Source organism: Streptomyces sp. NBC_00846, from assembly GCF_045207325.1.
Classification (GTDB): Bacteria; Actinomycetota; Actinomycetes; order Streptomycetales; family Streptomycetaceae; genus Streptomyces.
In genome coordinates, this window is sequence record NZ_CP108846.1 from 750,458 (window position 1) to 771,013 (window position 20,556).

Sequence of the window (20,556 nt, forward strand, 5' to 3'; positions counted from 1 at the left end):
TGGACGGTCGCCGCCGGACGGCGAACAGCCCCCGTGCCCGACCGTGCCGTTCACGCTCGGGAATGCGGTCGATGCCGCGGGCCGTCACGGTCGAAGGCTGTCTGGCCGATTGCGGCCCCGACTCCGTCGTCGCCGTCGGCGGTGACATGACGGCCCGCGCGGTACACACCGACGGCGAGATGTCCGTCGGCGGCACGCTCGTGGCCGAGGTCGTCTACGGCTCCTACAACGACCAGACGCTCCGGGCGGGCACCATTCGTGCCCGCCTGGTCATCGAGGACGAGCACTGCACGATCGCCGAGGTGCAGGCGGACACCCACTTCGATCTGGACGACTACCAGCAGGGATACGGCGACGGCGTACAGGAGCAGCTGCGCGAACTGTTGGTGGACGGGGTGTTCTCCAATGAGGAGGACGAGGAGGAGGAACAACTGGACCGGACACTCCTCTTCGCCCGTCTGCGCGCGGGCGAGCCGGTGTTCCGTGCGGGGGAGGCGGCGGCCCACTGACGGCTCGTCGTCACCACCCCGGTAGCTCCGGTCGCCCCGGCGACGCAGCGCCTACGAACGCAACGCTGCCAGCACTCGGCTGCGAAGAAGCTCATACTCCGCGCGGAGCCGCACGATCTCCGCAGGCCGCTCGATCACATCCCCGCCGACAACCGTCTCGTCAGGTCCGAACTGCTCGCGCGTGAGATCGACTTCGATCCCCATGCCCAGACGGTTCCACCAGTGGTAGTCGACGCGCTCGCCGTCGACGTGGACCTCGCCGCGGATCAGCTCACCACCCAACAGGTCGTGCACCACCAGGGCGGTGACACCGCATTGGTCGCGTGCCGGGTTGTCCGGAGTCCAGTGCGGACGGTGGGCCGGCGTCGTGGTGTCCGCGCCCCACCCGCCGCGAATGGTCTGCTCAAGGTCGTTGAAGTTGGTCAGCGTCATGTCGCTCAGCCTCGCAGACGCCTCCGACAATCACCCGCGCCCGGTCACACGTGACCCACCACGCCCGACCGATCACACGTGACCTGTCACGCGTGACGCCCGGCCTCCCGCCGGTCCGGGCCAGTACCGGAACGGGGCGATTCTCCGCGACGACGCCGTCCGAAGAATTCGGTATGCGGAGTCCTTCTGCCGGCCGGAGGTCTTCCCTCCGGTGGTCTCCGGTGCGGCGCCGACCGGCCGGCGGTTCCACTGCACCCATTGGGAGGAACGGTCCCTCGGCCACCCGGATGTACTTTCGGCGAATTACACGCGCAATTCGCTGCTCCCGCGGCGGCCGGGCTGACGCGCCCGCTCATGCTGGTGCACGGTCTTGCCGAAGACAATGTGGCCGTCGTGCTGCGTCGGCCGCCCGGTCATCCGGAAGGGGACGGCGGGCAATCCCGTGCCTGCTGGAGCGGGACTGCCTCAAGAAGTCCCTGGCGCGTTGAACACGGGGCTCCCGCTGCGCGTACCCCTGGTCGGGCACAGACGTGGTGAACACCGAGGTCGTAAACACAGAAGTCGCGAACGTCGACAGTCGCACACATCGCAGAAGGGAATGCCGGAATGAGCGCATCGCAGGACCATGAGGTCCGTCCCGGACGTCGGGCCGTTGTCGCAGCGGTCGGGGCCGCCTCGGTGGCTGCCGTACTCACCGCGTGCGGAAACGAGAAGGACTCGGGGGGTTCGGGCGCGGTCCACCCGGCCGCCGGCGGAAGGGACGGCAGCGGCGAGGCACTGGCGAAGACTACCGACATCCCCGAAGGCGGCGGAAGGGACGGCAGCGGCGAGGCACTGGCGAAGACTACCGACATCCCCGAAGGCGGCGGAAAGATCTTCGCCGACCAGGGCGTCGTGGTGACGCAGCCCGAGGCCGGTGAGTTCAAGGCGTTCTCGTCGAAGTGCCCCCATCAGGGATGCACCGTGTCGAGCGTGTCGAACGGCACCATCAACTGCCCGTGCCACGGCAGCAAATTCAACCTGCGGACGGGCAGCGTGACGGTGGGGCCGGCGTCTCAGCCGCTGCCCGCCAAGGCCATCACGGTCAAGGGCGGTTCGATCACCCTCACGTCCTAGTTGTGCTGCCCCGTCCGGCCGCGATCCGCCGGACGGGGCACGGTCCGCCCTCTGCTCAGCCAGCAGCCGAGCACATCATCGGTGGTCGTGATGGTGGCGACGAGGGCGAGCGTGTTGCGGATCACCGCGGGGGTGTAGTCGGCCGGCACCCCCGCGATGGCGTCGGACGGCACCACCGCCGTATAGCCGAGATTCACCGCGTCGAACACGGCGTTGGGGACGGCGACATTGGCCGAGACACCGGTGACGACGAGCGTCCGGCAGCCGAGGTTACGGAGCAACGCGTCCACCTCCGTACCGGCGATGGGCGAGAGGCCGTGCAGCCGACGCACGACGAGGTCCTCGTCCGCCACCTCGATGGGCGCGGCGATCCGTACCGCCGTGGTGCCCGAGTACTGCTGTACGGGCAGCCGGCCGGCAGCTCGGAACAGGCGGGCGTTGTTGTTGGCTCCCCGCCCGTCTGGGCGGCGCTCGGCCACGGCGTGCAGTACCTGGACCCCGGCCTCGTGGGCAGCCGCCACCAGCCGGGCGACTCGGTGGAGGGCCCCGGAGGACCTGGCCTCCTCAGCCAGCTCCGGCAGAGCACTGTCGGGGCCCACGACACCTTGCTGGCATTCGACCGTCAGAAGCACGGTGGTGGCCGGATCGAGCTGCTCGGCAAGCTGTTCCTTCGACGGCACGGCTGCCCCCTTCGGTCGCGGATCGGGCGCGCGAGGCTAACCGCCATTGCGCGACGAGGGAAGAGGCCCCATGCTTTCTGACACATAGTCAGCTACTGGGGAGGGGCACCCATGGCCACCATTCAGCGACGGGGCCGTCGGATCATGATGACGGGCGCGGCACGCGACACCTATCTCGCCGAGCAGCGGACCTGCCGGGTCGCCACCGTGTCCGCCGGCGGCCGCCCCCACATCGGCGCCCTCTGGTTCACCTGGGACGGCACCTCTCTCTGGCTGTACTCGATCACCCGCAGTCTGCGCTGGTCCCAGCTGCGTGACGATCCGAGGATCGCGGTGGTCGTGGACGACGGGGTGGAGTACGCGGATCTGCGCGGCATCGAACTCTCCGGCGAGGCCGTCCCGGTCGGCGAGGCACCCCGTACCGGCGAGCCCTGCTCCGAACTCGACGTTCCGGAGCGGCTGTTCGCGGCGAAGTACTTCGGGATGGACACCATGCCGCACGACGGGCGGCACGCCTGGCTGCGGCTTACCCCGGAGGCCATTACCTCCTGGGACTTCCGGAAGCTCGCAGGCTTGTCCTCGACGTGAGCAACGCCCGCAGAAGAACCTGGCCCCAGCCTCGGCAGGCGAACGTGAGCGGCCTCGACAAGAGAACATGAGCGACGCCGACCGGACAAAACCTGCACCCCGGCCTACGCCGTCGGGGCGTCCATCTCCCGGCCCGCCGTCCGCAGCGCCGTCACGGCCGCCCTGATCGACGGACGGCGGTCCGCGTCGGTGCGCCACACGGCGTGGACGTGCCGTCGCATCTTCTGCCGTACGGGCACGAGCCGCACTCCGTCGGGCACCGGCCCACGGCCCAGCCGAGGCGCCACACAGACACCCACCCCAGCAGCGATCAAGGCGAGTTGGGTGTGATGCTCGCCCGCCAGATGCGCGATGCGTGGTTCGATACCCTTCGATCGCAGGGTGAACATCAGCCAGTCGTAGCAGAACTCGCCCTCGGGCCAGGACACCCAGTCGTCGTCGGCGAACTCCTCCAGATCCACCTCGGCCCGGTCCGCGAGAGGATGACCGACCGGCATCGCGACGTCCGGTGCATCGTCCAGGAGTTCGACCTTGGCCAGACCACCGGGCACCGGCAGCCGTTTATTGCTCCAGTCCAGCACGACCGCCAGGTCGATATCGCCTCTGATGACCGCACGGATTCCCTCCTCGGGCTCCAATTCCCTTGTCCGTACGCGTAGTTCGGGATGGTCGGCGCGCAGCGCCTGGAGCACGGCGGGGAAGAGACCGCGCGCTGCGGTCGGAAAGGCGGAGAGTCGTATCTCGCCCACCACCTCTCCGCGCTGCGCCTCGATGTCGGACTGGGCCAGCTCGACCTGGGACAGGATCCGGGCCGCGTGGTCGGCGAGCAGCTGACCGGCGTCGGTGAGCCGGACCCCGCGACCGTTCTTGGCGAGGAGCTGCTGGCCCACCTCCCGCTCCAGCTTCGACATCTGCTGGGAGACCGCCGACGTGGTGACATGCAGCCCCTCGGCGGCACCGCTGACCGAACCGTGTCGGGCGAGTGCGTCCAGGGTGCGCAGGCGCTCCAGATTCAACATGTAAGCAATGCTACGCGGTTTTCCACACAAAATCTCACTTGTCCTACTCGATTGTTTTCGTCATCGTTGACCGCATGAGCGCGCCGGTCACACCGAGAACCCCTCCTCCTGCCAGATCCTCCGCCCCGTCCCGGCCAACCGGGACGGCCACCCCCGCCACCACCCCGGCGCTCCTCGCGACGTCCGCTTCGGCCCCGGCCGCGCGGCCCGGGCTGAACTGGCGGATCCGCTTCGGAGCGCTCTCCCTCATATGGGGCTTCAGCTTCCTTCTGATCAAGGTCGGAACCGAGGGCTACGCCCCGTTCCAGGTCACTCTCGGCCGCCTCCTGGCGGGCACGGCCGTGCTGGCCGTCGCGATGGCGGTACGCAGGGAGCGGCCGCCGCGCGGTGCCCGCACGTGGGGGCACCTGGCCGTCGCCGCGTTCTTCCTGAACGCGCTGCCGTTCTCGCTCTTCGCCTATGCCGAGCTGACCATCCCGTCGACCCTGGCCGGAATCTGCAACGCGACCTCGCCCCTGTGGGGCATGGCACTGTCGCTCGTCGCGCTCTCGGAGGACCGGCCCACCCGTCGCCGCGTCGCCGGACTCGGGCTCGGTTTCCTGGGCGTGCTGACCGTGCTGGGCGCCTGGCAGGGCTTCTCCGGGCTGGACGTCAGCGGCACGGCCATGGCGCTGCTCGCCTCCCTCAGCTACCCGATCGGCTGGATCTACGTCCGCAGAACGCTGGCGGGCAGCGGTTCCTCCACGCTCTCCCTGACCGGCAGCCAGCTCTTGCTCGGTACGGTGCAGATCGCTCTGGTGACCCCGCTGTTCACCTCGGTCCCCAACGGATTCCCCCTGCTCCCGACCCTGGCCGTGGTCGCCCTGGGTGCGCTCGGTACGGGCCTTGCGGTGCTGGTCCAGTACGGCCTGGTGGCGGAGGTCGGACCCACGACCGCGCAGATGGTCACGTACTTCATCCCGGTCATCGCCACCGCGGCCGGAGTCCTCGTGCTCGGCGAACAGCTGAGCTGGAACACTCCGGTCGGCGCCCTCGTGGTCCTGGCGGGCGCCGCCCTGACCCAGAGCAGGGCGCGCGGCGGAAGGACCGGGACCAGGACTCAGCCGTAGTTCAGCGGTTGCACCGGTCCGGCCGCCGCCGCCACCGCATCGGCCAGCGGCTCGATGTCGCCCTCGGTGAGCGGTGAGACGGTGAGCCGGACACCCTGGGGCGCGGCCATCCGGAACCGCGCTCCGGGCGCCACCGCCCAGCCCGCGTGCAGCAGCCGTGCCACGGCCCCGGTCTCGTCGCTCACCGGCACCCACACGTTCATGCCGCTGCGTCCATGCGCCTCCACGCCCCGTTCCTTCAGTGCCCGCACGAGTACGTCCCGGCGCTTCGCGTACGCCCGCGCCACCTCGGCCGGGTCGACCGCGCCCGAGGCCCACAGATGCACCACGGCCCGTTGCAGCAGTCTGCTGACCCAGCCGGGGCCGAGCCGCTGTCGGCCCGACACCCGGTCGACGGTGACCGGGTCGCCGGTCAGTGTGGCAACGCGCAGATCCGGCCCGTACGCCTTGGCGACGGACCGCACGAACGCCCACCGGTCCGTGGCGCCCGCCAGCGGGTACAGCGGGAGATCGACGATGCCGTGCCCGTGGTCGTCCTCGATCAGGAGCACTTCGCGGTGTCCGGCGAGGACGCCCCGTAGCTCGAAGGCGCGCCCGCCGCTGATCGCGGCCCCGGTCGGATTCTGCGCCCGGTCGGTGACGACGAGCGCTCGGGCCCCGGCGTTCAGCACGCGCTCCACGTCATCGGGCAGCGGTCCGTCGTCATCGAGTGCGACGGGCACGGGGCGCAGTCCCAGCGCCGGTACGAGATCGAGCATGCTGCCCCATCCCGGGTCCTCGACGGCCACCGCGTCACCGGGTTTCAGATGCGCGACCAGTACCCGCTCGATCGCGTCCAGCGATCCCGAGGTCGCGACCACGGGCCCGCCCGGCACCCGGTCGGCATCCAGTGCGGCGCGCGCGAGTGCGGCGAACTCCGGGTCCACCGGCGGCTGTCCGTACAGACCGGGGTCTCGCGCATACTCGCCCGCGGCCGCCGCGAACGCCTCCCCCAGCGCGGGCAGCAGCGCCGGATCGGGGTTCCCCTCCCCCAGATCCCGCACCCCGGGCGGCGCCTCGACCCGGAGCGAACCGCGCGCCGTACTCGCGGGGCGCGGCCGCACCCTGCTGCCCCGGCGCCCGGCCGTCTCGATCACTCCACGCTCGCGCAGCGTGCGGTAGGCGGCCGCCACCGTATTGGGATTCACCCCCAACAGATCCGCCAACTCCCTTATCGGCGGCAGCACTTGCCCCGGCGCGAGGTCACCCGAACCGACCCCGCGCTCCACACTGGCGGCAATTTCCGATGCGCGCCGCCCGACAATCCGATACTCTCCTAGCACAAACTAGATTATGCACTAGTGCAATGGAGTGCGCAATGTCGGACACCGCATCGCCGCAGAGCACGAACCCGGACACCGCGGCCGGATACCGGCCGACCGAGCGCACCGTCCCGACCCGTTCCCGCGATCGTGCGGCCTACGACCGGGAACTGGTCCACTCGATACTCGACGAGGCGTACGTCTGCCACCTCGGCTTCGTCCGTGACGGCGCACCGGTCGTCCTGCCGACGCTTTTCGGCCGGGTGGGCGAGCGGCTCTACGTACACGGTTCGACCGGCTCCCGGCCGCTGCGGGAGACCGGCCGGACCGACCCCGGCCTGCCCGTCTGTCTGACGGTGACGCATGTCGACGGGCTGGTGCTGGCCCGCTCCGCCTTCCATCACTCGATCAACTACCGCTCCGTGGTGGTCCACGGCATCGCGCGCACGGTGACCGACCCGCAGGAGCGGCGGACCGCCCTCGACGCGATCGTCGACCACGTGGTGCCGGGCCGGTCCGCGGACTCGCGGCCCGCCGACGAGAAGGAGCTGGCGGCGACGGCGGTGATCCGGCTGGACCTCCAGGAGGTCTCCGCCAAGATCCGCACCGGCGGCCCCAACGACGAGGCCCGCGACCTCGCACTGCCCCACTGGGCGGGCGTCGTCCCGCTCGCCCACGGCTATGCGGCTCCGCTCCCCTCGGACGACCTCGATCCCGCGATCGGGGTGCCCGGCTACGTCACCGCGCTCTGAACCGTCCCAGGACCGGACGGCCCGCCACCGTGGCCATGGGCCCGCCCGCCCCAGCGGTCAGGCCGGTACGGCCCCCCGGCGGCGGGCGTGCGCGGCACTGCGCGCTTCGGCGAACGCCAGCCCCGTGACGGCCACGAGGAGCAGCAGCGTCCCGACGACGGTCGCGGCGGTGAGCTGCTCACGGAGCACCAGGACAGCGATAGCCGCCGCACTGACCGGTTCGAGCAGCATGATCACGGACACTGTCGCCGCACGCACCACCGCGGCGCCCGCGAAGTAGAGCGCGTAAGCGAGCGCGGTCGGTACCGCCGCCACGTACACCAGCAGCGTCACCACGTGCGCGGGCTGAGCGGTATGCGGTACGAGCCCTTCGGCCACGGCCATCGGCAACAGTCCGACGGCTCCGATCCCGAAGGCCCAGGCGCTGGTGGCAAGCGAGTCGGTGGTGCCGCCGTCGCGGCCGAGCCACCGGGTCAGCAGGGTGATTGCCGCGTAGCCGGCCGCCGCGAGCAGGGCCAGGGCGACTCCGGCAGGCCGTACCGTGGCCCCATCGCCCCCGAGCACCAGCACCGCGAGCCCGGCCAGCGCGCCCACAACCGCAGTCAGTCCGCCGCGCCCCAGCCGTTCTCCCATGGTCAGTCGCGCGCCGACCGCGATGAGCACGGGACCCGCCCCTAGGGTGACGACGGTCCCGACCGCGAGGCCCGTCGCCTCGACGGCCGCGAAGTACGCGCTCTGGAAGACGGTGAGACCCACACCGGTGCCGAGGACGCGCAGCAGCCGACGGCTGCGCGGCTCGGCGGGGGCGGCCGCCCGCCGAGGCCGTAGCGCCAGCACGGCGAGCAGCAGCAAGAGGCCGCCCGCGCAGCGCCAGAACGACAGGGCCAGCGGGCCCAGATCGCTGGCCTCGAAGATCAGCGAGGCGGCGGCCCCGGCAGTACCCCAGGCAACACCGGCGACGATCAGATAGAAGAGGCTCCGCCCGATGGGCAGGCCGGAAGCAGGATTCGACACGTGGCTTCTCCGGATGAAGACGGGACGGTGGTCGCTCGGCTCCGCACACGGGCCGCGACGGACCGCCCGGGAACTGCCCGAGCCCGGTCTTCGTCAGGAGTGGCCGCCGCCCGTGTCAGGCGGTGGGCGGCGAAAGCACGGTCGCATACATGCGCGTCACATTACGTCGCGGTACGGCCCGTGGACAACTCCCCCTCGGCCGCGGCGCGACCCCTGTCCGCTCCGGCGATCTGTCCGCCGCCCGGCCCTGACGCGACGGGGCCGGAGGGCGTCCGCGGCGTCGCCGACTGGGCGATGAATGCGCCGATCAGCACTATGGAACCACCGATGAGCTGCGGCGCCGACAGGTGCTCACCGAGCATCACCCAGGCGAGCACGGTCGCGATGACCGCCTCCAGACAGGCGACGACACCCGCCACCGCGGGCGAAAGCAGCCGTACCGAGATCACGCCGGTGACGTAGGCGAGGACCGTCGCCAACAGCACGATCCACAGGAGCAGAAGCCATGCAGGTACGTCCGTGCCGTCCATGCCCGCGCTGCCGCCCAGAATCGACCAGTCCATGTTCCACGGCCGCGCGACCACGGTGAGAACGACCGTGCCGATCAGCAGCCCGTACGCGATGACACCGACCGGATGCGGCGGTTCCGCGCCTTTCGCCTTATCCGTGCTCCCCTGGTCCGACAGGACGAAGTAACCGACCTGACAGCAGGCGGCACCGAGCGCGAGGATCAGCCCGACCATGTCGAACCTCAGCCCCGACCAGGCCTCGACCACGCACGCGAGCCCCCCGACTGCGAGCACCACACCGACCGCGGCGCTCCGGGTGACCGGCCGGCGCTGGACGAAGCGGACCCAGCCGAGGACGAGCGCGGGCGACAGATACTCCACGAGGAGCGCGACACCGACGGGGATACGGGAGATCGCGGCGAAATAGAAGGCCTGCACACCCGCGACGGCGAGCAGCCCGAACCCGAGCAGCAGGAGCGGCCTGCTGCGTACGAGATCCCGGTGCCGCCAGGCGACGGGCAGCATGACGAGGGCGGCGCCCGCCACCCGTAGCCACACCACATGGAGCGGATCGAGGCCTGCCTCGATGAGCGGCTTGGCCGCCACCCCTGAACCACCGAATGCGAACGCCGAAACCAAGGCAAGTCCCAGGCTGGCGCTTCTCCCCTGAGACGCGTGCATCGGCACATCATGACAGCTGAAGTCAGGAGCGTCACCCCGATGACCCCTGACATGCACTCCCTGTCAGACACCAGGCCCCTCCGCGGCACTGTCCGTCAGACGCCCGGCCCCTCCGCGGCGCGCTGTCCGTCAGACGCCCGGCTCCACCGCAGCCCCCGCCATGGTCGCGGATCCGGTGCTGCGCACCGCACTTGTCGTCACCACCATGGTCGGCGTCACCATCGGCACCCAGTTCCTCGGCCTCGACGCCCGTCGCGACGCTCCCGCCGACCGCATCGCCGCCCTGCTCCGCCCGGCCTTCAAGGTGCCGACCGAACCGCCACGCCGAATCGGCGCCCGCGCCTCGGGCCGTCAGCCCCCGGCGCCCCGCCACCCCTGACCGGACACCCCCACGATCCGGGCCGCAAGCTGCTCCGCGTCGACACCGGCCCGCTCCAGCACGTCGACAGCCCGGCACTCGTGGTCCCTGGCCAGCGCCGCGAGCAGATCGAGCCCGCCGGCCCTCGCGTCGCCCCGCAGTTCCGCCCGCTCCAGGGCCCCCGCCATCGCCGTGGCGGCCGAGGGCGACCAGCCTTCCACGCCCGTGTCCCGCACAACGGAATCCGCGCCCCGGACGACCGGAACAGCTCCGGAGTCCTCCACCGCACCCTGCCAGCGGAGCCCGTAGCCGATACTGCGCTGGACGAGATACCCGAGGACCTTGGCCAGCTGGGGTCCCCCCTCGAAGGCCGCCCGCACCTCGGGGTCCGATTCGATGAGGGAGTGCAGCAGATGCGCCGTGTCGACCTGCCGGTCGCCGTCGCGCAGCGCTCGCCTGCGGGCACCCGTCACCACCGCGGCCAGCTCCACAGTGAGTCTGGCGTCGAACTCAGCACGGTTCGGTGCGGGCTGCTGAGGGATCCGCGGCGTCCGGTTTTGCACACCTCCCACCCCATCAGTCCCGCAGCGCCGAAGCATCGCCGGAGGGACCCATCTAGGCATCCCACGCAAGTTGGGCACACTCGAACACCTCCTCCTCCTTACGGATGAGATCTCGCCATTTCGGGATCCGATCCGTAAGAACAGCGCGCGCCGCCTTGCCCCGCGCTCCCGGAGCAACCAGGAGCCGCCCCCCGCACGTCCCACAGGCCACACCACCCCCACGGCAACCGGAAGGGAGCCTGCGGACGTGTCCTGGTTGGTCGCCTTACCGGCGCTCGACGGGCGGGAGTACGTGTACCGCGTCCACGCACCGGTGGACGCACTGCACGCCGACCTCTTCTGGGCCGCCTTCCACTGCCATGACGACGGCCCGCACCCGCGCGCCTGCGACCGGTTCGACGCCGCACTGATCTGGCGGGCGGGACCCAAGGACCGGATCACAGAGATCTGACGGTTCATCAGTATTGAATGTTGACGTCACTGCGGCTACGTTCCGCGACACCGTAACCCGCCGAGAAGGGGTGGTCGCATGGCCGAAGTCAGTGCAGAGGCACGCATCGAGGCGCCGGCCGAGAAGGTCTGGGCCCAGCTGACGGACTTCACCGCGTACGGCCAGTGGAACGCCACCCACACCAGCTTCCCCAAGGGCGGCCCGACAACACTCGAAGTCGCAGCCACCTATGAGGAGAACATGAAACTCATGGGCTTCCCGGCGGAGGTGATCTGGACGGTGGCGGAGCTGGAGACCGCGCGCCTGCTCACCACCAAGGGCAAGGGGCCGATGGGCGTCAACCTGGCCATGCGCTACTCACTGACTCCCGACGGCGACGCGACCACGGTACGCATCGACGGGGAGTTCACGGGTGCGGCGGTCTCCCTGATGGCGGGCAAACTCAAGGATTCGGCGACCGCCGCGCTCGTCGAATCACTGCGCAAACTGGGCGGGCTGGTCGCAGCCTGACAGCCACCGCAGGGACGGGAAAGGGACCTCGCGGCTCGGCCGCGAGGCCCCTGAACACTGCGCCGCCCCGCACGTCGCCCCACGGGCTCAGTGCTCGTCGGCGAGGATCAGATAGAGCTTCTTGCGGGCGTCATTGATGACGGAGAGCGCCTTCTGACGCTGATCGGCCGAGCCGGTCTTCCAGACCTGACCGAACGCCTCCATCAGGCCGAAACCGGCCTGCCGGATCTCATTGACGCTCTCCCAGTCGACTCCGCGCCCGGCCTCCTCCCAGGGCGCGTCGGGACCCGACTCCGCCTCGGTGCGACCGGCATCGGTCAGCGTGAACAGCTTCTTGCCGCCCTCACTGGCACTGACGATCAGGCCCTCGTCCTCCAGTAGCTGGAGGGTCGGGTAGACCGAGCCCGGACTGGGCCGCCAGGCCCCGCCGCTGCGCTCGCCGATCTCCTGGATCATCTCGTACCCGTGCATCGGCCGGTCCTTCAGCAGCGCCAGGATCGACGCACGCACGTCACCGCGGCGCGCCCTCCCCCGGCCGCCACCCCGGCCGCGACCGCCGCCGAAGGGGCCACCACCGAAGGGACCGCCACCGAACGGCGGACCGAACTGCCCGAAGGCCGCCCGCCGCCCCTCGAAGTCACCCCGGCCTTGATGGCCGGGCCCGCAGTGCCCATGTCCATGCCCGTGCTCATGTTCGTGTCCACGTGAACGCATCGCCACACTCCTTCCATCGTCGATCTGTCGCGATGCGTCAACGATATATCGGAACCGGTCGCTTGACAATCACCCAGTCGGTCACTGCTGGTGACCTGTCTCAGCGAAGGTTGATTGGCTCAGTGCCGGTCGTCCGGGGCCGTGCTCGGTGGTCGGCTGCGGGCGCCCGCGCGTGCGAAGCTACGGCTACGCTCGTCGGCATGCTGAACCGTGTTCCGTTCAATGAGGCGCTGCTCTCCACCGTGGGCACCCCCAAGCTGACCAAACTCCTGGACAGCAGTCCGCGGTCACGGGTGTGGCGGGTGCGGCTGGCCGACCGGCGGCTGGTGATCGTCAAGCAGATCACCGACAGCGGGGACACGGGCGCCGACGCGAACACGCGCTTCGCGCGGGAGGTCGCCGGGCTGCGCCTGGCGGGGCGGGCCTCCGGGCCCGCCGTGGCCCCCGCGGTGCTCGCCACGGACCTGTCCTCGCGGGTGATGGTCCTCGAGCACTTGGACGGCCTCGGCAAGACGGACGACTGGATGCCGGGGTACGCCGAGTCGCTCGCCCGGCTGCACGCCCTGACCGGGCCCGCCGACGCGGGCGCACTACCGGTCTGGTCGGGGCTCACGGCCACCGACGCGGAGTCCTTCCTCACCCTGGCCAGGGCGCTCGACGTGCCCGTACCGTCCACGGTTCCCGATGAACTCGCCGGTCTCCTGGAGCGGTTGGACCCCACCTCGCACCATGCGCTGCTGCACGGCGACCCCTGCCCCGGCAATGATCTGCGCACCGCCGACGGCGTCCGCTTCGTCGATTTCGAGAGGGCCTCGCTCGGCAACGGCCTGATCGAACTCGCCTACTTCCGCATCGGCTTCCCCACCTGCTGGTGTGCCCTGTCGGTCACCGCGGCCCCGCTTACGGAAGTCGAGGACGTCTACCGGACCACCTGGCGCGGCCTCACCGGGAAGGACGTGCCGGGTGACCTCGCCGACGCGTGCGCAGGCTGGCTGATCCAGGGCGACGCGCTCGTCGAGCGGGCCCACCGCGGGACGGTCGACCAACTCGCCCGGGTGCCCGCCGAGGACTTCGAGTGGGGCTACGTCTCCGCTCGTGAGCGGCTCGTCCACCGCCTGGACGTGGTCGCCGACATGACCCGCGACCACGATCACCTGCACGCCGTCGGCCGCCTCAGCTCCGCCCTGGCCGGCCGCCTGCTCGAACGCTGGCCGAAGCTGCGCCCGCTGCCCACGCATGACGCCCGCCCCTGGTACTAGGCCTTCTTCTTCGGCTGCTCAGGCCGGCCGCGGGACAAGCGGTAACACTTTCGCGAGCACCAGCGGCGGGTCCGGCCATCCTTGCGACGGTCGAGCGGTTTCTGGCACTGCCCGCAGGACACCGGCTTGAAGAAGACGGCTGGGGCAACACCGCCAGACGACCACGTGCGGCATCTGCGGGCTCGTCGCGTGAGGTCCGGGAACGCCGGAGCCCCTGCCCGGCAAACGGGAGACCTTCTCGGTGGTGGTGGTCGCCCTCTCCGGTGCCCGGCTCTGTACCGGTTCGGCACGGCCGGCGTCGCGGGCGTACTCGGTGTGCGTGGTGCGGCCGGGCACTCGGGGCCCACGACCTGCCGTTCCCGGCATCGGCGTCAGCCCGCTCCGGCGCCGCGACCGGCCCGCCCACGCGCCGCTGTGCCTCGCCGCCCCGGCCACGACGACGATCGCCACCACCGGGCGCATGCCGCGCTCTCGGCCTGCCGGTCCCGGCAGCAAGGCCTGAGCTCCCCGGCTGAAGAACACCGCGCGTCGCCATCACCGGGCGGCCACCCCACGGACGGCAACTTCGACGAAACCCGCAGCGTCCCCGCGGATGCAACCGCAGGAAACAACGGGCCTTCTGGACCTCGGCGTTGGTCAGCACCCGCAAGGGGCTGAGGCAGTCGCCGTCAGACCAGGCAGAACTCGTTTCCCTCCGGGTCTGCCAGCATCACGTGATCGGGTCTGCCCAGCAGTTCGTACTCATGGATCACAGTCGCACCCGCAGCGGCCAGCCGCTCCACCGCCTGGACCACTCGCGGCCATCGCACCTCCCAGGGCACATCACGACCGCCCCCGACCTGCACATCCAGATGCAGTCGGTTCTTCACCACCTTCGACTCCGGCACTTGCAGGAAGGACAGGTTGGGGCCCACCCCGTCCGGATCGCAGAGGTACGCACCCTGATCCCACTCGTCCTTCGGGATCTCGTGATGAGCGAACCACTCCTCCCAGCTTCCGAAGCCCGCGGGCGCGGGCTTCGCCGTATAGCCCAGTGCCAGCGCCCAGAACTCAGCCAGCTTCGCCGGGTGCACGCAGTCGATCGTCAAGTTCCACTTGATCCGCATGGGGCCTCCTCGATCCGATGGGGAACCGTACCGCCCGCCTCTGACACACCCGGTCCGCCGCATCGCGCCCGGCTCTCACGGCTCGTGGACGGAGGAGCAGCCGGAATCGGTGGCAGGCGCTCGAAGTCCCGGCCGGCGGCCGGGCATTTCGGTCCAGCGACAACGAATTGGCCTTGTCCCGCCACGTTCCGTCGCACTTATGGTCGGCGTCATGAGGATCCGAATCGTCGATGCGTTCACCGACCGCCCCTTCAGCGGGAATCCGGCAGGAGTCCTGCTGCTGGACTCCGACACCTTTCCCGACGACACGCAGCTCCAGTCGATCGCCACGGAGGTCAACCTCTCCGAGACCGCTTTCGCCCACCGGCTGCCGCTGGGTGGCGAAGCGGACTGGGCACTGCGCTGGTTCACCCCGACGACAGAGGTGGACATGTGCGGGCACGCCACCCTCGCGACCGCGCACGTCCTGCACACCACCGGGGCGGCGAGCGGCACGGTGCGTTTCACGGCGCGATGCGGAATCCTCACCGCGACCGGCCACCCGGACGGCACAGTCACCCTCGACTTCCCCACAGCCCCTCTGACATCGGAGTCCGTCCCGGCCGGGCTGGGCGGCGCCCTGGGCGCGGAACCGCTCTCCGTCCACGACACCGGCCCCCACATCGGCGACCTTGTCGTGGAACTGGCCGACGAGGCGACCGTACGAGGATTGGCCCCGGATCTCGCCGCGGTGGCCCGCCTCTCCCGGCGGGGCGTCGTCGTGACGGCCGCCGCCGAGGACCCCTCCCGCGGCTACGACTTCGTCTCCCGCGGCTTCTTCCCACGCGTCGGGATCGATGAGGACCCGGTGACCGGCAGCGCCCACACCGCACTGGCCCCCTTCTGGTCGGCCCGCCTCGGCCGTGACGAGCTGACCGGACTACAGGCCTCCGCCCGTTCCGGCCTGGTCCGCACCTCGCTGCGCGGCGAACGCACCTTGCTGACCGGCAGCGCCGTCACGGTCATCGACGGCGAACTGCTCACGGCACTCTGAACCTTCCGGCGACAACGCAACGGAGGGCGTACGGACCACTCCCGTACGCCCTCCGCACACGCCGAACACCCCCGACCGACCCCCACCCCGCTCACGGCGTAGGCAGCCACCCCACCTTCCCGGCCAGCAGGGCGTATCCGACGAACGCCCCTATGTCGAGCAGCGCATGCGCCGCCACCAGCGGACCGACCCGCCCCCAGCGCCGGTACAGCAGCACGAAGACCACGCCCATCGCCATGTTGCCGATGAAGCCACCAATGCCCTGATACAGGTGGTACGAGCCGCGCAGCACCGAACTCGCCGCCAGGGCGGCCATCGGCGTCCACCCCAACTGCCCGAACCTGCGCAGCAGGTACCCGACGACGATCACTTCCTCCACTACGGAGTTCTGCAGTGCGGACAGGATCAGGACCGGGAATTTCCACCACACGTCGGGCAAAGACTCCGGGACCACCGTCAGATTGAAACCGGCTGCCCTCGCCACCAGATAGAAGGCGAGCCCGGCGCTTCCGATGCCCGCCGCGACCAGCGTGCCGCGTCCCAGGTCCGGCCACGGCCTGGACCGGTCGAAGCCGATGACCCGCAGACCGGTGCCCTCCCTGATCAACAGATGCGCAACGAGGGCGACGGGCACCAGGGCCGTCGCGATACCGAAGAGTTGCCAGGCGAGATCCAGCCATGGGCGCCCTGGCGCGTACGAGCTGTTGAGGGTCGCGGCCTGTTCCTTCAAACCGCCTGGTTTCGTCAGTGATCCGACAAAACTGATCAGGGCAGACACCCCGCTGGCCCCCAGCGAGAGAGCCAGCACCAGCACCGTTTCGGACCGCAAGATCCGTTGCGAAACAGCCTCCTGGGGAAAAGAATCAGCCACGCGCCCCGCCTCCACCTGTACACCTGCCTTGAGTTGTGTATTCACGCCCCATGCCCCGCCGCGCCCCGCTAGGGTCTCGAATGCAGGTACGAAGATCATGCGCGACAGGCCGGGGGACAACCGCCATTGCCAATGGTGTGGTCCCCCTTTTCCTTGTTCATCCTCAAGGAGGGGCACCACCGACATGGGACGTCACAGCTTGCCCGACGGCTACGCGACCGATGGAAGCGGGGACGGTCCACCGCCGCTTCGTCGGCGCACCGTTGCGATCGCGACCGTGCTCGTCCTCGCGGTGGCGGCCGGAACGGTAGTCGCGGCGCAGGGCGGCCTGCTGTCGTTCTCGAAGTCCTGCGAGGACTCCGCCATACGTCTCACCATGGCGGCCTCACCGGACATCGCCCCCGCCGTGCGGGCCGTCGCCGACAAGGCGCGCGAGGACGATCTGAGATCCGACGGCCGTTGCCTGTACGTGCGGGTCATCGCGCGCGATTCCTACAAGGTCGCCGATGCCATCTCCTCCGGCACCCATGCCCCGGACTACCAGATCTGGCTGCCCGACTGCGACCTCTGGCTCGACCGGGCCAAGGGCTCCGGCAACGGCATTCCGATCACCGGCGGTGATTCCATCGCCTCCTCCCCCGTCACCATGGCCATGGTGCCGTCCGCGGCCAAGACGCTCGGCTGGCCCAAGAAGAAGTACTCGTGGGCCGAGCTGACGGCTGCGGTCCTGGACTCGGACAAGGTGCGCCTGGGCTCGGCGGACCCGGCACGCAGCGCCACCGGGCTGCTCGCCCTCTCCAGCATCGGCACGTCCTCCGAGAAGCAGGGCGGTGACAGCGACACCAGGGGCGCGGCGACCGCCAAGCTGCTCGCGCAGCGCATGTCGGACAGCGACACCCAGGTGCTGGACACACTGGCGCAGAGCGATTCGGGCTCCGAACAGGGCAATCCGGCCCGCAACCAGGCGGTGCTCCTCTCCGAGCAGGCCGCGTTCACCCACAACGCGGAGTCGACCGGCGGCGGAAGACTCGATCTCTTCTATCCCAAGGACGGCACCCCGCTGCTCGACTATCCGTACACGCTGGTCGACGAGACCAGGATGAGTACGGCCGAGGGCCGGGCGGCGCTGCGGTTCATGACGCTGTTGAACGAGCCGGGCGCGCAAGCCACCCTGAAGAAGCACGGCTTCAGGAACGTGGACGGGACGGCCGGGGAGTCGGTGGTCGCGTCGGCGGGCGGCAGCAAGCCCCAGCCGTACGCCACCACGGCCACGGCGGCACCGTCCGCCGAGGACCTCCAGCAGACGCTCGGCATGTGGACGATCACGATACAGAGCGCACGGCTGACAACGGTTGTCGACGCCTCGGGTTCCATGGCCACGATCGTGCCGGGACGCAATCAGTCCCGGATGGATGTCACCAAGGCGTCCCTGATCCAGGCCCTCAACCAATTCACCCCGAACGACGAGATCGGGCTCTGGGAGTTCGCCACCACGCTCGACGGCGACAAGGACTACCGCAGGCTGGTTCCGACCGGCCGGCTCGGGGATCCGGCGAAGGGCGGCGGTACGCACCGCGAGAAGCTCGCCGCGGCCTTCTCCGCGCTCCAGCCGGTTCCGGGCGGCGCGACCGGCCTGTACGACACCGTTCTGGCCGCGTACAAGGACGCCCAGGCGACGTATGTGAACGGCAAGTTCAACGCGGTGGTGATCCTCACCGACGGCTCGAACCAGGACGCCCCGTCCATCTCCCGCAGCGCCCTGATCGCGGAACTGAAGCGGATCGCCGACCCGGAGCGTCCGGTGCCGCTCCTCGCCATCGCGGTCGGCCCGGAGGCCGACCGCGAAGAGGTGAACGAGATAGCGAAGGTGACCGGCGGCGGGGGCTACCAGGTCACCGACCCTGCGGATATCCAAGCCGTGATTCTGCAGGCCGTCATGACGGCTGGGCAGAGCAGCCACGCCGCCCAGGAGTAGCCCTCCGTGCGGCCGGGAACCACGGCGGACGACGTCAGCCGGGAGCAGTGGCGGCCCGCCGACGCCCGCCACAACGACTGCCCGTCACGCCGACGCCCGCCACATCGACGCGCCCCACGACGAGATCAGCGCGCCGGGATCACCGCGCCGGGACACCCGTCGGCCAGCTGTGCACGGGCTCGCCACTGTGCATCAGTTCGGCGTACCGGCGGGTGGTCGCGGCCAGTGCGGCATGCCGTCCGAGCCCGGTCTCCCGGGCCCGGTGGTAGGTGTCCACCTGCCAGGAGGCCCCGTTCACCCGACGCTTGCAACGCTCCTCGATGACCCCGAGATAGCGGTCCCGGTCCGCGGCCTCGATGTTCCAGGCATCGAGCCCCGCGGCAGCCAGCGGCAGCAGTTCGTCCCGTACGAGCCTGACGGCCGGCACCCGCGTCAGCCCGCCCGCCCGGCCCGGACGCGGCCAGATCAGCTCCGCGTCGATGCCGTGGCGGCACGCGGCGTCGAAATTCTCGGCCGCCGCTGCGAACGGCAGCCTGGTCCACACCGGACGGGAATCCTCGGCGAGCGCCCGCACGAGCCCGTAGTAGAGCGCGGCATTGGCGATCACATCGGTGACGGTGGGGCCGCCGGGCAGGACCCGGTTCTCCACCCGCAGATGGGGTACGCCGTCGGCCATGCCGTACACGGGCCGGTTCCAGCGGTAGACGGTGCCGTTGTGGAGCACCAGCTCCTGCAACTGCGGCACCCCGCCCTCGTCGAGCACTCGCAGTGGTTCCTCCTCGTCGCAGATCGGGAGCAGCGGGGGGAAATAGCGCAGGTTCTCCTCGAAGAGCTCGTACGCAGAACCGATCCACCGCTCACCGAACCAGGTCCTGGGCCTTACCCCCTGGTTCTGGAGTTCGGCCGGTCTGGTGTCCGTGGCCTGCTGGAAGAGCGGCGGCCGCGACTCCCGCCACAGTTCCCTGCCGAACAGGAAGGGGGAGTTGGCACCAAGGGCGATCTGGACCCCGGACACGGCCTGCGCCGCGTTCCAGACGGCCGCGAAGCGCTCCGGCGTCACCTGCAGATGCAGCTGAACCGATGTGCAGGCGGCCTCGGGGGTGATCGAGGAGGAGGTGCAGACCAATCGCTCCACGCCGCGTATATCGAGGGAGAAATCCTCGCCCCGCGCAGCCACCATTTGATCGTTCAGCAGTGTGTAGCGCTCCGCGTCCGAGAGGTTCGCCGCAACGAGGTCCGCATGCCCAAGGGTGGGCAGAATTCCGATCATCATGATCCCGGCATCAACCTCGCCCGCCTTCCGGTGGGCATATCCGAGGCCAGTCCTGATCTCTTCGGCCAGCTGATCGAAAACGCGTCCGTCCAGATGGTGCGGGACTATGTTCACTTCCAGATTGAACATCCCGAGTTCGGTTTGGAAATCACGGCTCGCGATGCGCGGGAGCACCTCCCCATTCATCATCTTCGGCAGACCGTCGGCGCCCGCCAGATTCAGTTCGATCTCCATGCCCATGAGGTTGCGGGGGCGGTCGAACCTCCGCTCCGCCAAGAGCCTCTCCAGTCCCTCCAGGCACTGGTGGAGCTTCCTCCGGTACCTGTGCGGATCGGACAGATCAAAGGCGCCCGCCACGACCTTCTCCCCCATCGAAGCGTCCCTCCCTCGAGTGGGCGGCCCGCGGCCCAGGCCGCTCGCGTCACGGTCGATAATGCCCAGACCGGGTGATCCATAACGCCCCGCGATCGCCGCGCACCCAGTAATCTGAAGGCGGCCGTCCGGGCACATTACGTCGGCATGACGCAGTTCGCATTTTCCACCGCCGGGCATGCAGCGAAAACACCGGCGCGTTTCGGCCGACCGCGTCGAGGGAAAAATCCCTGGCGGCGGCTGCGCCGCCGACGACGAGTCAGCATAATCTCCGCATAATAAAGTCTTGATACCGCCTTGTCGGCCATGCCTGCGACGGCTAGTGGAATCACTGCGTGAACACGTGTCGTATAAACTTCGC

General features: G+C 69.9%; 22 protein-coding genes. 11 read left to right on the forward strand and 11 right to left on the reverse strand.

Annotation, left to right across the window (positions count from 1 at the left end; all coding sequences use genetic code 11):
• The first annotated feature begins 71 nt into the window (after positions 1–71).
• Entirely contained in the window at positions 72–509 is a 438-nt protein-coding gene (locus OG936_RS03500; protein WP_406492455.1) for a hypothetical protein, read from the forward strand.
• A 51-nt stretch (positions 510–560) separates the two neighbouring features.
• Here OG936_RS03500 and OG936_RS03505 read toward each other — a convergent pair whose 3' ends face one another.
• Entirely contained in the window at positions 561–941 is a 381-nt protein-coding gene (locus OG936_RS03505) for a hypothetical protein (RefSeq protein WP_406492456.1), read from the reverse strand.
• A 606-nt stretch (positions 942–1,547) separates the two neighbouring features.
• Between OG936_RS03505 and OG936_RS03510 the strand changes: the two genes are divergently transcribed.
• A complete protein-coding gene (locus OG936_RS03510) occupies positions 1,548–2,057 on the forward strand; it encodes a Rieske (2Fe-2S) protein (protein WP_406492458.1) in 510 nt (169 codons plus the stop codon).
• On the opposite strand, the gene OG936_RS03515 is transcribed toward OG936_RS03510, so the two are convergent.
• Positions 2,054–2,737 carry a cysteine hydrolase gene (locus tag OG936_RS03515; RefSeq protein ID WP_406492459.1) on the reverse strand — a complete coding sequence of 228 codons (684 nt, stop codon included), beginning with the start codon at positions 2,735–2,737 and terminating at the stop codon, positions 2,054–2,056. The two genes, OG936_RS03510 and OG936_RS03515, sit on opposite strands and share 4 nt — an antisense overlap.
• Before the next feature lie 111 nt (positions 2,738–2,848).
• Between OG936_RS03515 and OG936_RS03520 the strand changes: the two genes are divergently transcribed.
• On the forward strand, positions 2,849–3,325 hold the full coding sequence (locus OG936_RS03520; protein WP_406492460.1) for a pyridoxamine 5'-phosphate oxidase family protein: 477 nt from the start codon (positions 2,849–2,851) through the stop codon (positions 3,323–3,325).
• Between the two features lie 104 nt (positions 3,326–3,429).
• On the opposite strand, the gene OG936_RS03525 is transcribed toward OG936_RS03520, so the two are convergent.
• Positions 3,430–4,344: a LysR family transcriptional regulator gene (locus OG936_RS03525; protein ID WP_406492462.1), complete on the reverse strand. Its 915-nt coding sequence runs from the start codon at positions 4,342–4,344 to the stop codon at positions 3,430–3,432.
• 74 nt (positions 4,345–4,418) lie between these two features.
• Here OG936_RS03525 and OG936_RS03530 point away from each other — a divergent pair, with 74 nt between their 5' ends.
• Positions 4,419–5,453, forward strand: coding sequence for a DMT family transporter (locus OG936_RS03530; protein ID WP_406492464.1), 1,035 nt, complete (start codon positions 4,419–4,421; stop codon positions 5,451–5,453).
• On the opposite strand, the gene OG936_RS03535 is transcribed toward OG936_RS03530, so the two are convergent.
• Positions 5,444–6,775 (reverse strand): aminotransferase class I/II-fold pyridoxal phosphate-dependent enzyme, encoded by a 1,332-nt coding sequence (locus OG936_RS03535; RefSeq protein WP_406492466.1) that lies wholly within the window; start codon positions 6,773–6,775, stop codon positions 5,444–5,446. The genes OG936_RS03530 and OG936_RS03535 overlap by 10 nt on opposite strands.
• 35 nt (positions 6,776–6,810) lie before the next feature.
• Between OG936_RS03535 and OG936_RS03540 the strand changes: the two genes are divergently transcribed.
• A complete protein-coding gene (locus tag OG936_RS03540) occupies positions 6,811–7,506 on the forward strand; it encodes a pyridoxamine 5'-phosphate oxidase family protein (RefSeq protein WP_406492468.1) in 696 nt (231 codons plus the stop codon).
• 57 nt (positions 7,507–7,563) lie between these two features.
• Here OG936_RS03540 and OG936_RS03545 read toward each other — a convergent pair whose 3' ends face one another.
• Positions 7,564–8,520 (reverse strand): DMT family transporter, encoded by a 957-nt coding sequence (locus OG936_RS03545; RefSeq protein WP_406492470.1) that lies wholly within the window; start codon positions 8,518–8,520, stop codon positions 7,564–7,566.
• A gap of 161 nt (positions 8,521–8,681) precedes the next feature.
• Positions 8,682–9,710, reverse strand: a complete 1,029-nt coding sequence (locus OG936_RS03550) for an EamA family transporter (RefSeq protein WP_406492471.1) — start codon at positions 9,708–9,710, stop codon at positions 8,682–8,684.
• Positions 9,711–9,870: 160 nt separating this feature from the next.
• On the opposite strand from OG936_RS03550, the gene OG936_RS03555 reads away from it, so the two are divergent.
• Positions 9,871–10,089: a hypothetical protein gene (locus OG936_RS03555; RefSeq protein ID WP_406492472.1), complete on the forward strand. Its 219-nt coding sequence runs from the start codon at positions 9,871–9,873 to the stop codon at positions 10,087–10,089.
• Here the strand turns inward: OG936_RS03555 and OG936_RS03560 are convergent.
• Positions 10,062–10,631 (reverse strand): Clp protease N-terminal domain-containing protein, encoded by a 570-nt coding sequence (locus OG936_RS03560; protein ID WP_406492473.1) that lies wholly within the window; start codon positions 10,629–10,631, stop codon positions 10,062–10,064. The two genes, OG936_RS03555 and OG936_RS03560, sit on opposite strands and share 28 nt — an antisense overlap.
• 247 nt (positions 10,632–10,878) lie before the next feature.
• Between OG936_RS03560 and OG936_RS03565 the strand changes: the two genes are divergently transcribed.
• Together OG936_RS03565 and OG936_RS03570 are read left to right on the forward strand one after the other, a co-directional pair.
• Positions 10,879–11,082, forward strand: a complete 204-nt coding sequence (locus OG936_RS03565; protein ID WP_406492475.1) for a hypothetical protein — start codon at positions 10,879–10,881, stop codon at positions 11,080–11,082.
• A gap of 78 nt (positions 11,083–11,160) precedes the next feature.
• Positions 11,161–11,592 (forward strand): SRPBCC family protein, encoded by a 432-nt coding sequence (locus tag OG936_RS03570; RefSeq protein ID WP_406492477.1) that lies wholly within the window; start codon positions 11,161–11,163, stop codon positions 11,590–11,592.
• A gap of 87 nt (positions 11,593–11,679) precedes the next feature.
• Here the strand turns inward: OG936_RS03570 and OG936_RS03575 are convergent, their stop codons facing one another.
• Positions 11,680–12,306 carry a PadR family transcriptional regulator gene (locus OG936_RS03575; RefSeq protein WP_383762128.1) on the reverse strand — a complete coding sequence of 209 codons (627 nt, stop codon included), beginning with the start codon at positions 12,304–12,306 and terminating at the stop codon, positions 11,680–11,682.
• Positions 12,307–12,506: 200 nt separating this feature from the next.
• Here OG936_RS03575 and OG936_RS03580 point away from each other — a divergent pair, with 200 nt between their 5' ends.
• Complete coding sequence (locus OG936_RS03580; RefSeq protein ID WP_406492479.1) at positions 12,507–13,565, forward strand: phosphotransferase family protein; 1,059 nt, start codon at positions 12,507–12,509, stop codon at positions 13,563–13,565.
• Positions 13,566–14,233: 668 nt separating this feature from the next.
• Here the strand turns inward: OG936_RS03580 and OG936_RS03585 are convergent.
• The gene (locus OG936_RS03585; RefSeq protein WP_406492481.1) at positions 14,234–14,671 is read right to left on the reverse strand and encodes a VOC family protein; all 438 of its coding nucleotides are present in this window, start codon (positions 14,669–14,671) and stop codon (positions 14,234–14,236) included.
• A 211-nt stretch (positions 14,672–14,882) separates the two neighbouring features.
• Here OG936_RS03585 and OG936_RS03590 point away from each other — a divergent pair, with 211 nt between their 5' ends.
• The gene (locus tag OG936_RS03590; RefSeq protein WP_406492483.1) at positions 14,883–15,704 is read left to right on the forward strand and encodes a PhzF family phenazine biosynthesis protein; all 822 of its coding nucleotides are present in this window, start codon (positions 14,883–14,885) and stop codon (positions 15,702–15,704) included.
• A gap of 91 nt (positions 15,705–15,795) precedes the next feature.
• Here OG936_RS03590 and OG936_RS03595 read toward each other — a convergent pair whose 3' ends face one another.
• Positions 15,796–16,575 carry a CPBP family intramembrane glutamic endopeptidase gene (locus OG936_RS03595; RefSeq protein WP_406500309.1) on the reverse strand — a complete coding sequence of 260 codons (780 nt, stop codon included), beginning with the start codon at positions 16,573–16,575 and terminating at the stop codon, positions 15,796–15,798.
• Between the two features lie 184 nt (positions 16,576–16,759).
• Between OG936_RS03595 and OG936_RS03600 the strand changes: the two genes are divergently transcribed.
• Positions 16,760–18,550 (forward strand): substrate-binding and VWA domain-containing protein, encoded by a 1,791-nt coding sequence (locus tag OG936_RS03600; RefSeq protein WP_406492484.1) that lies wholly within the window; start codon positions 16,760–16,762, stop codon positions 18,548–18,550.
• A 139-nt stretch (positions 18,551–18,689) separates the two neighbouring features.
• Here OG936_RS03600 and OG936_RS03605 read toward each other — a convergent pair whose 3' ends face one another.
• Positions 18,690–20,195 (reverse strand): glutamate-cysteine ligase family protein, encoded by a 1,506-nt coding sequence (locus OG936_RS03605; protein WP_406492486.1) that lies wholly within the window; start codon positions 20,193–20,195, stop codon positions 18,690–18,692.
• Positions 20,196–20,556: the final 361 nt, after the last annotated feature.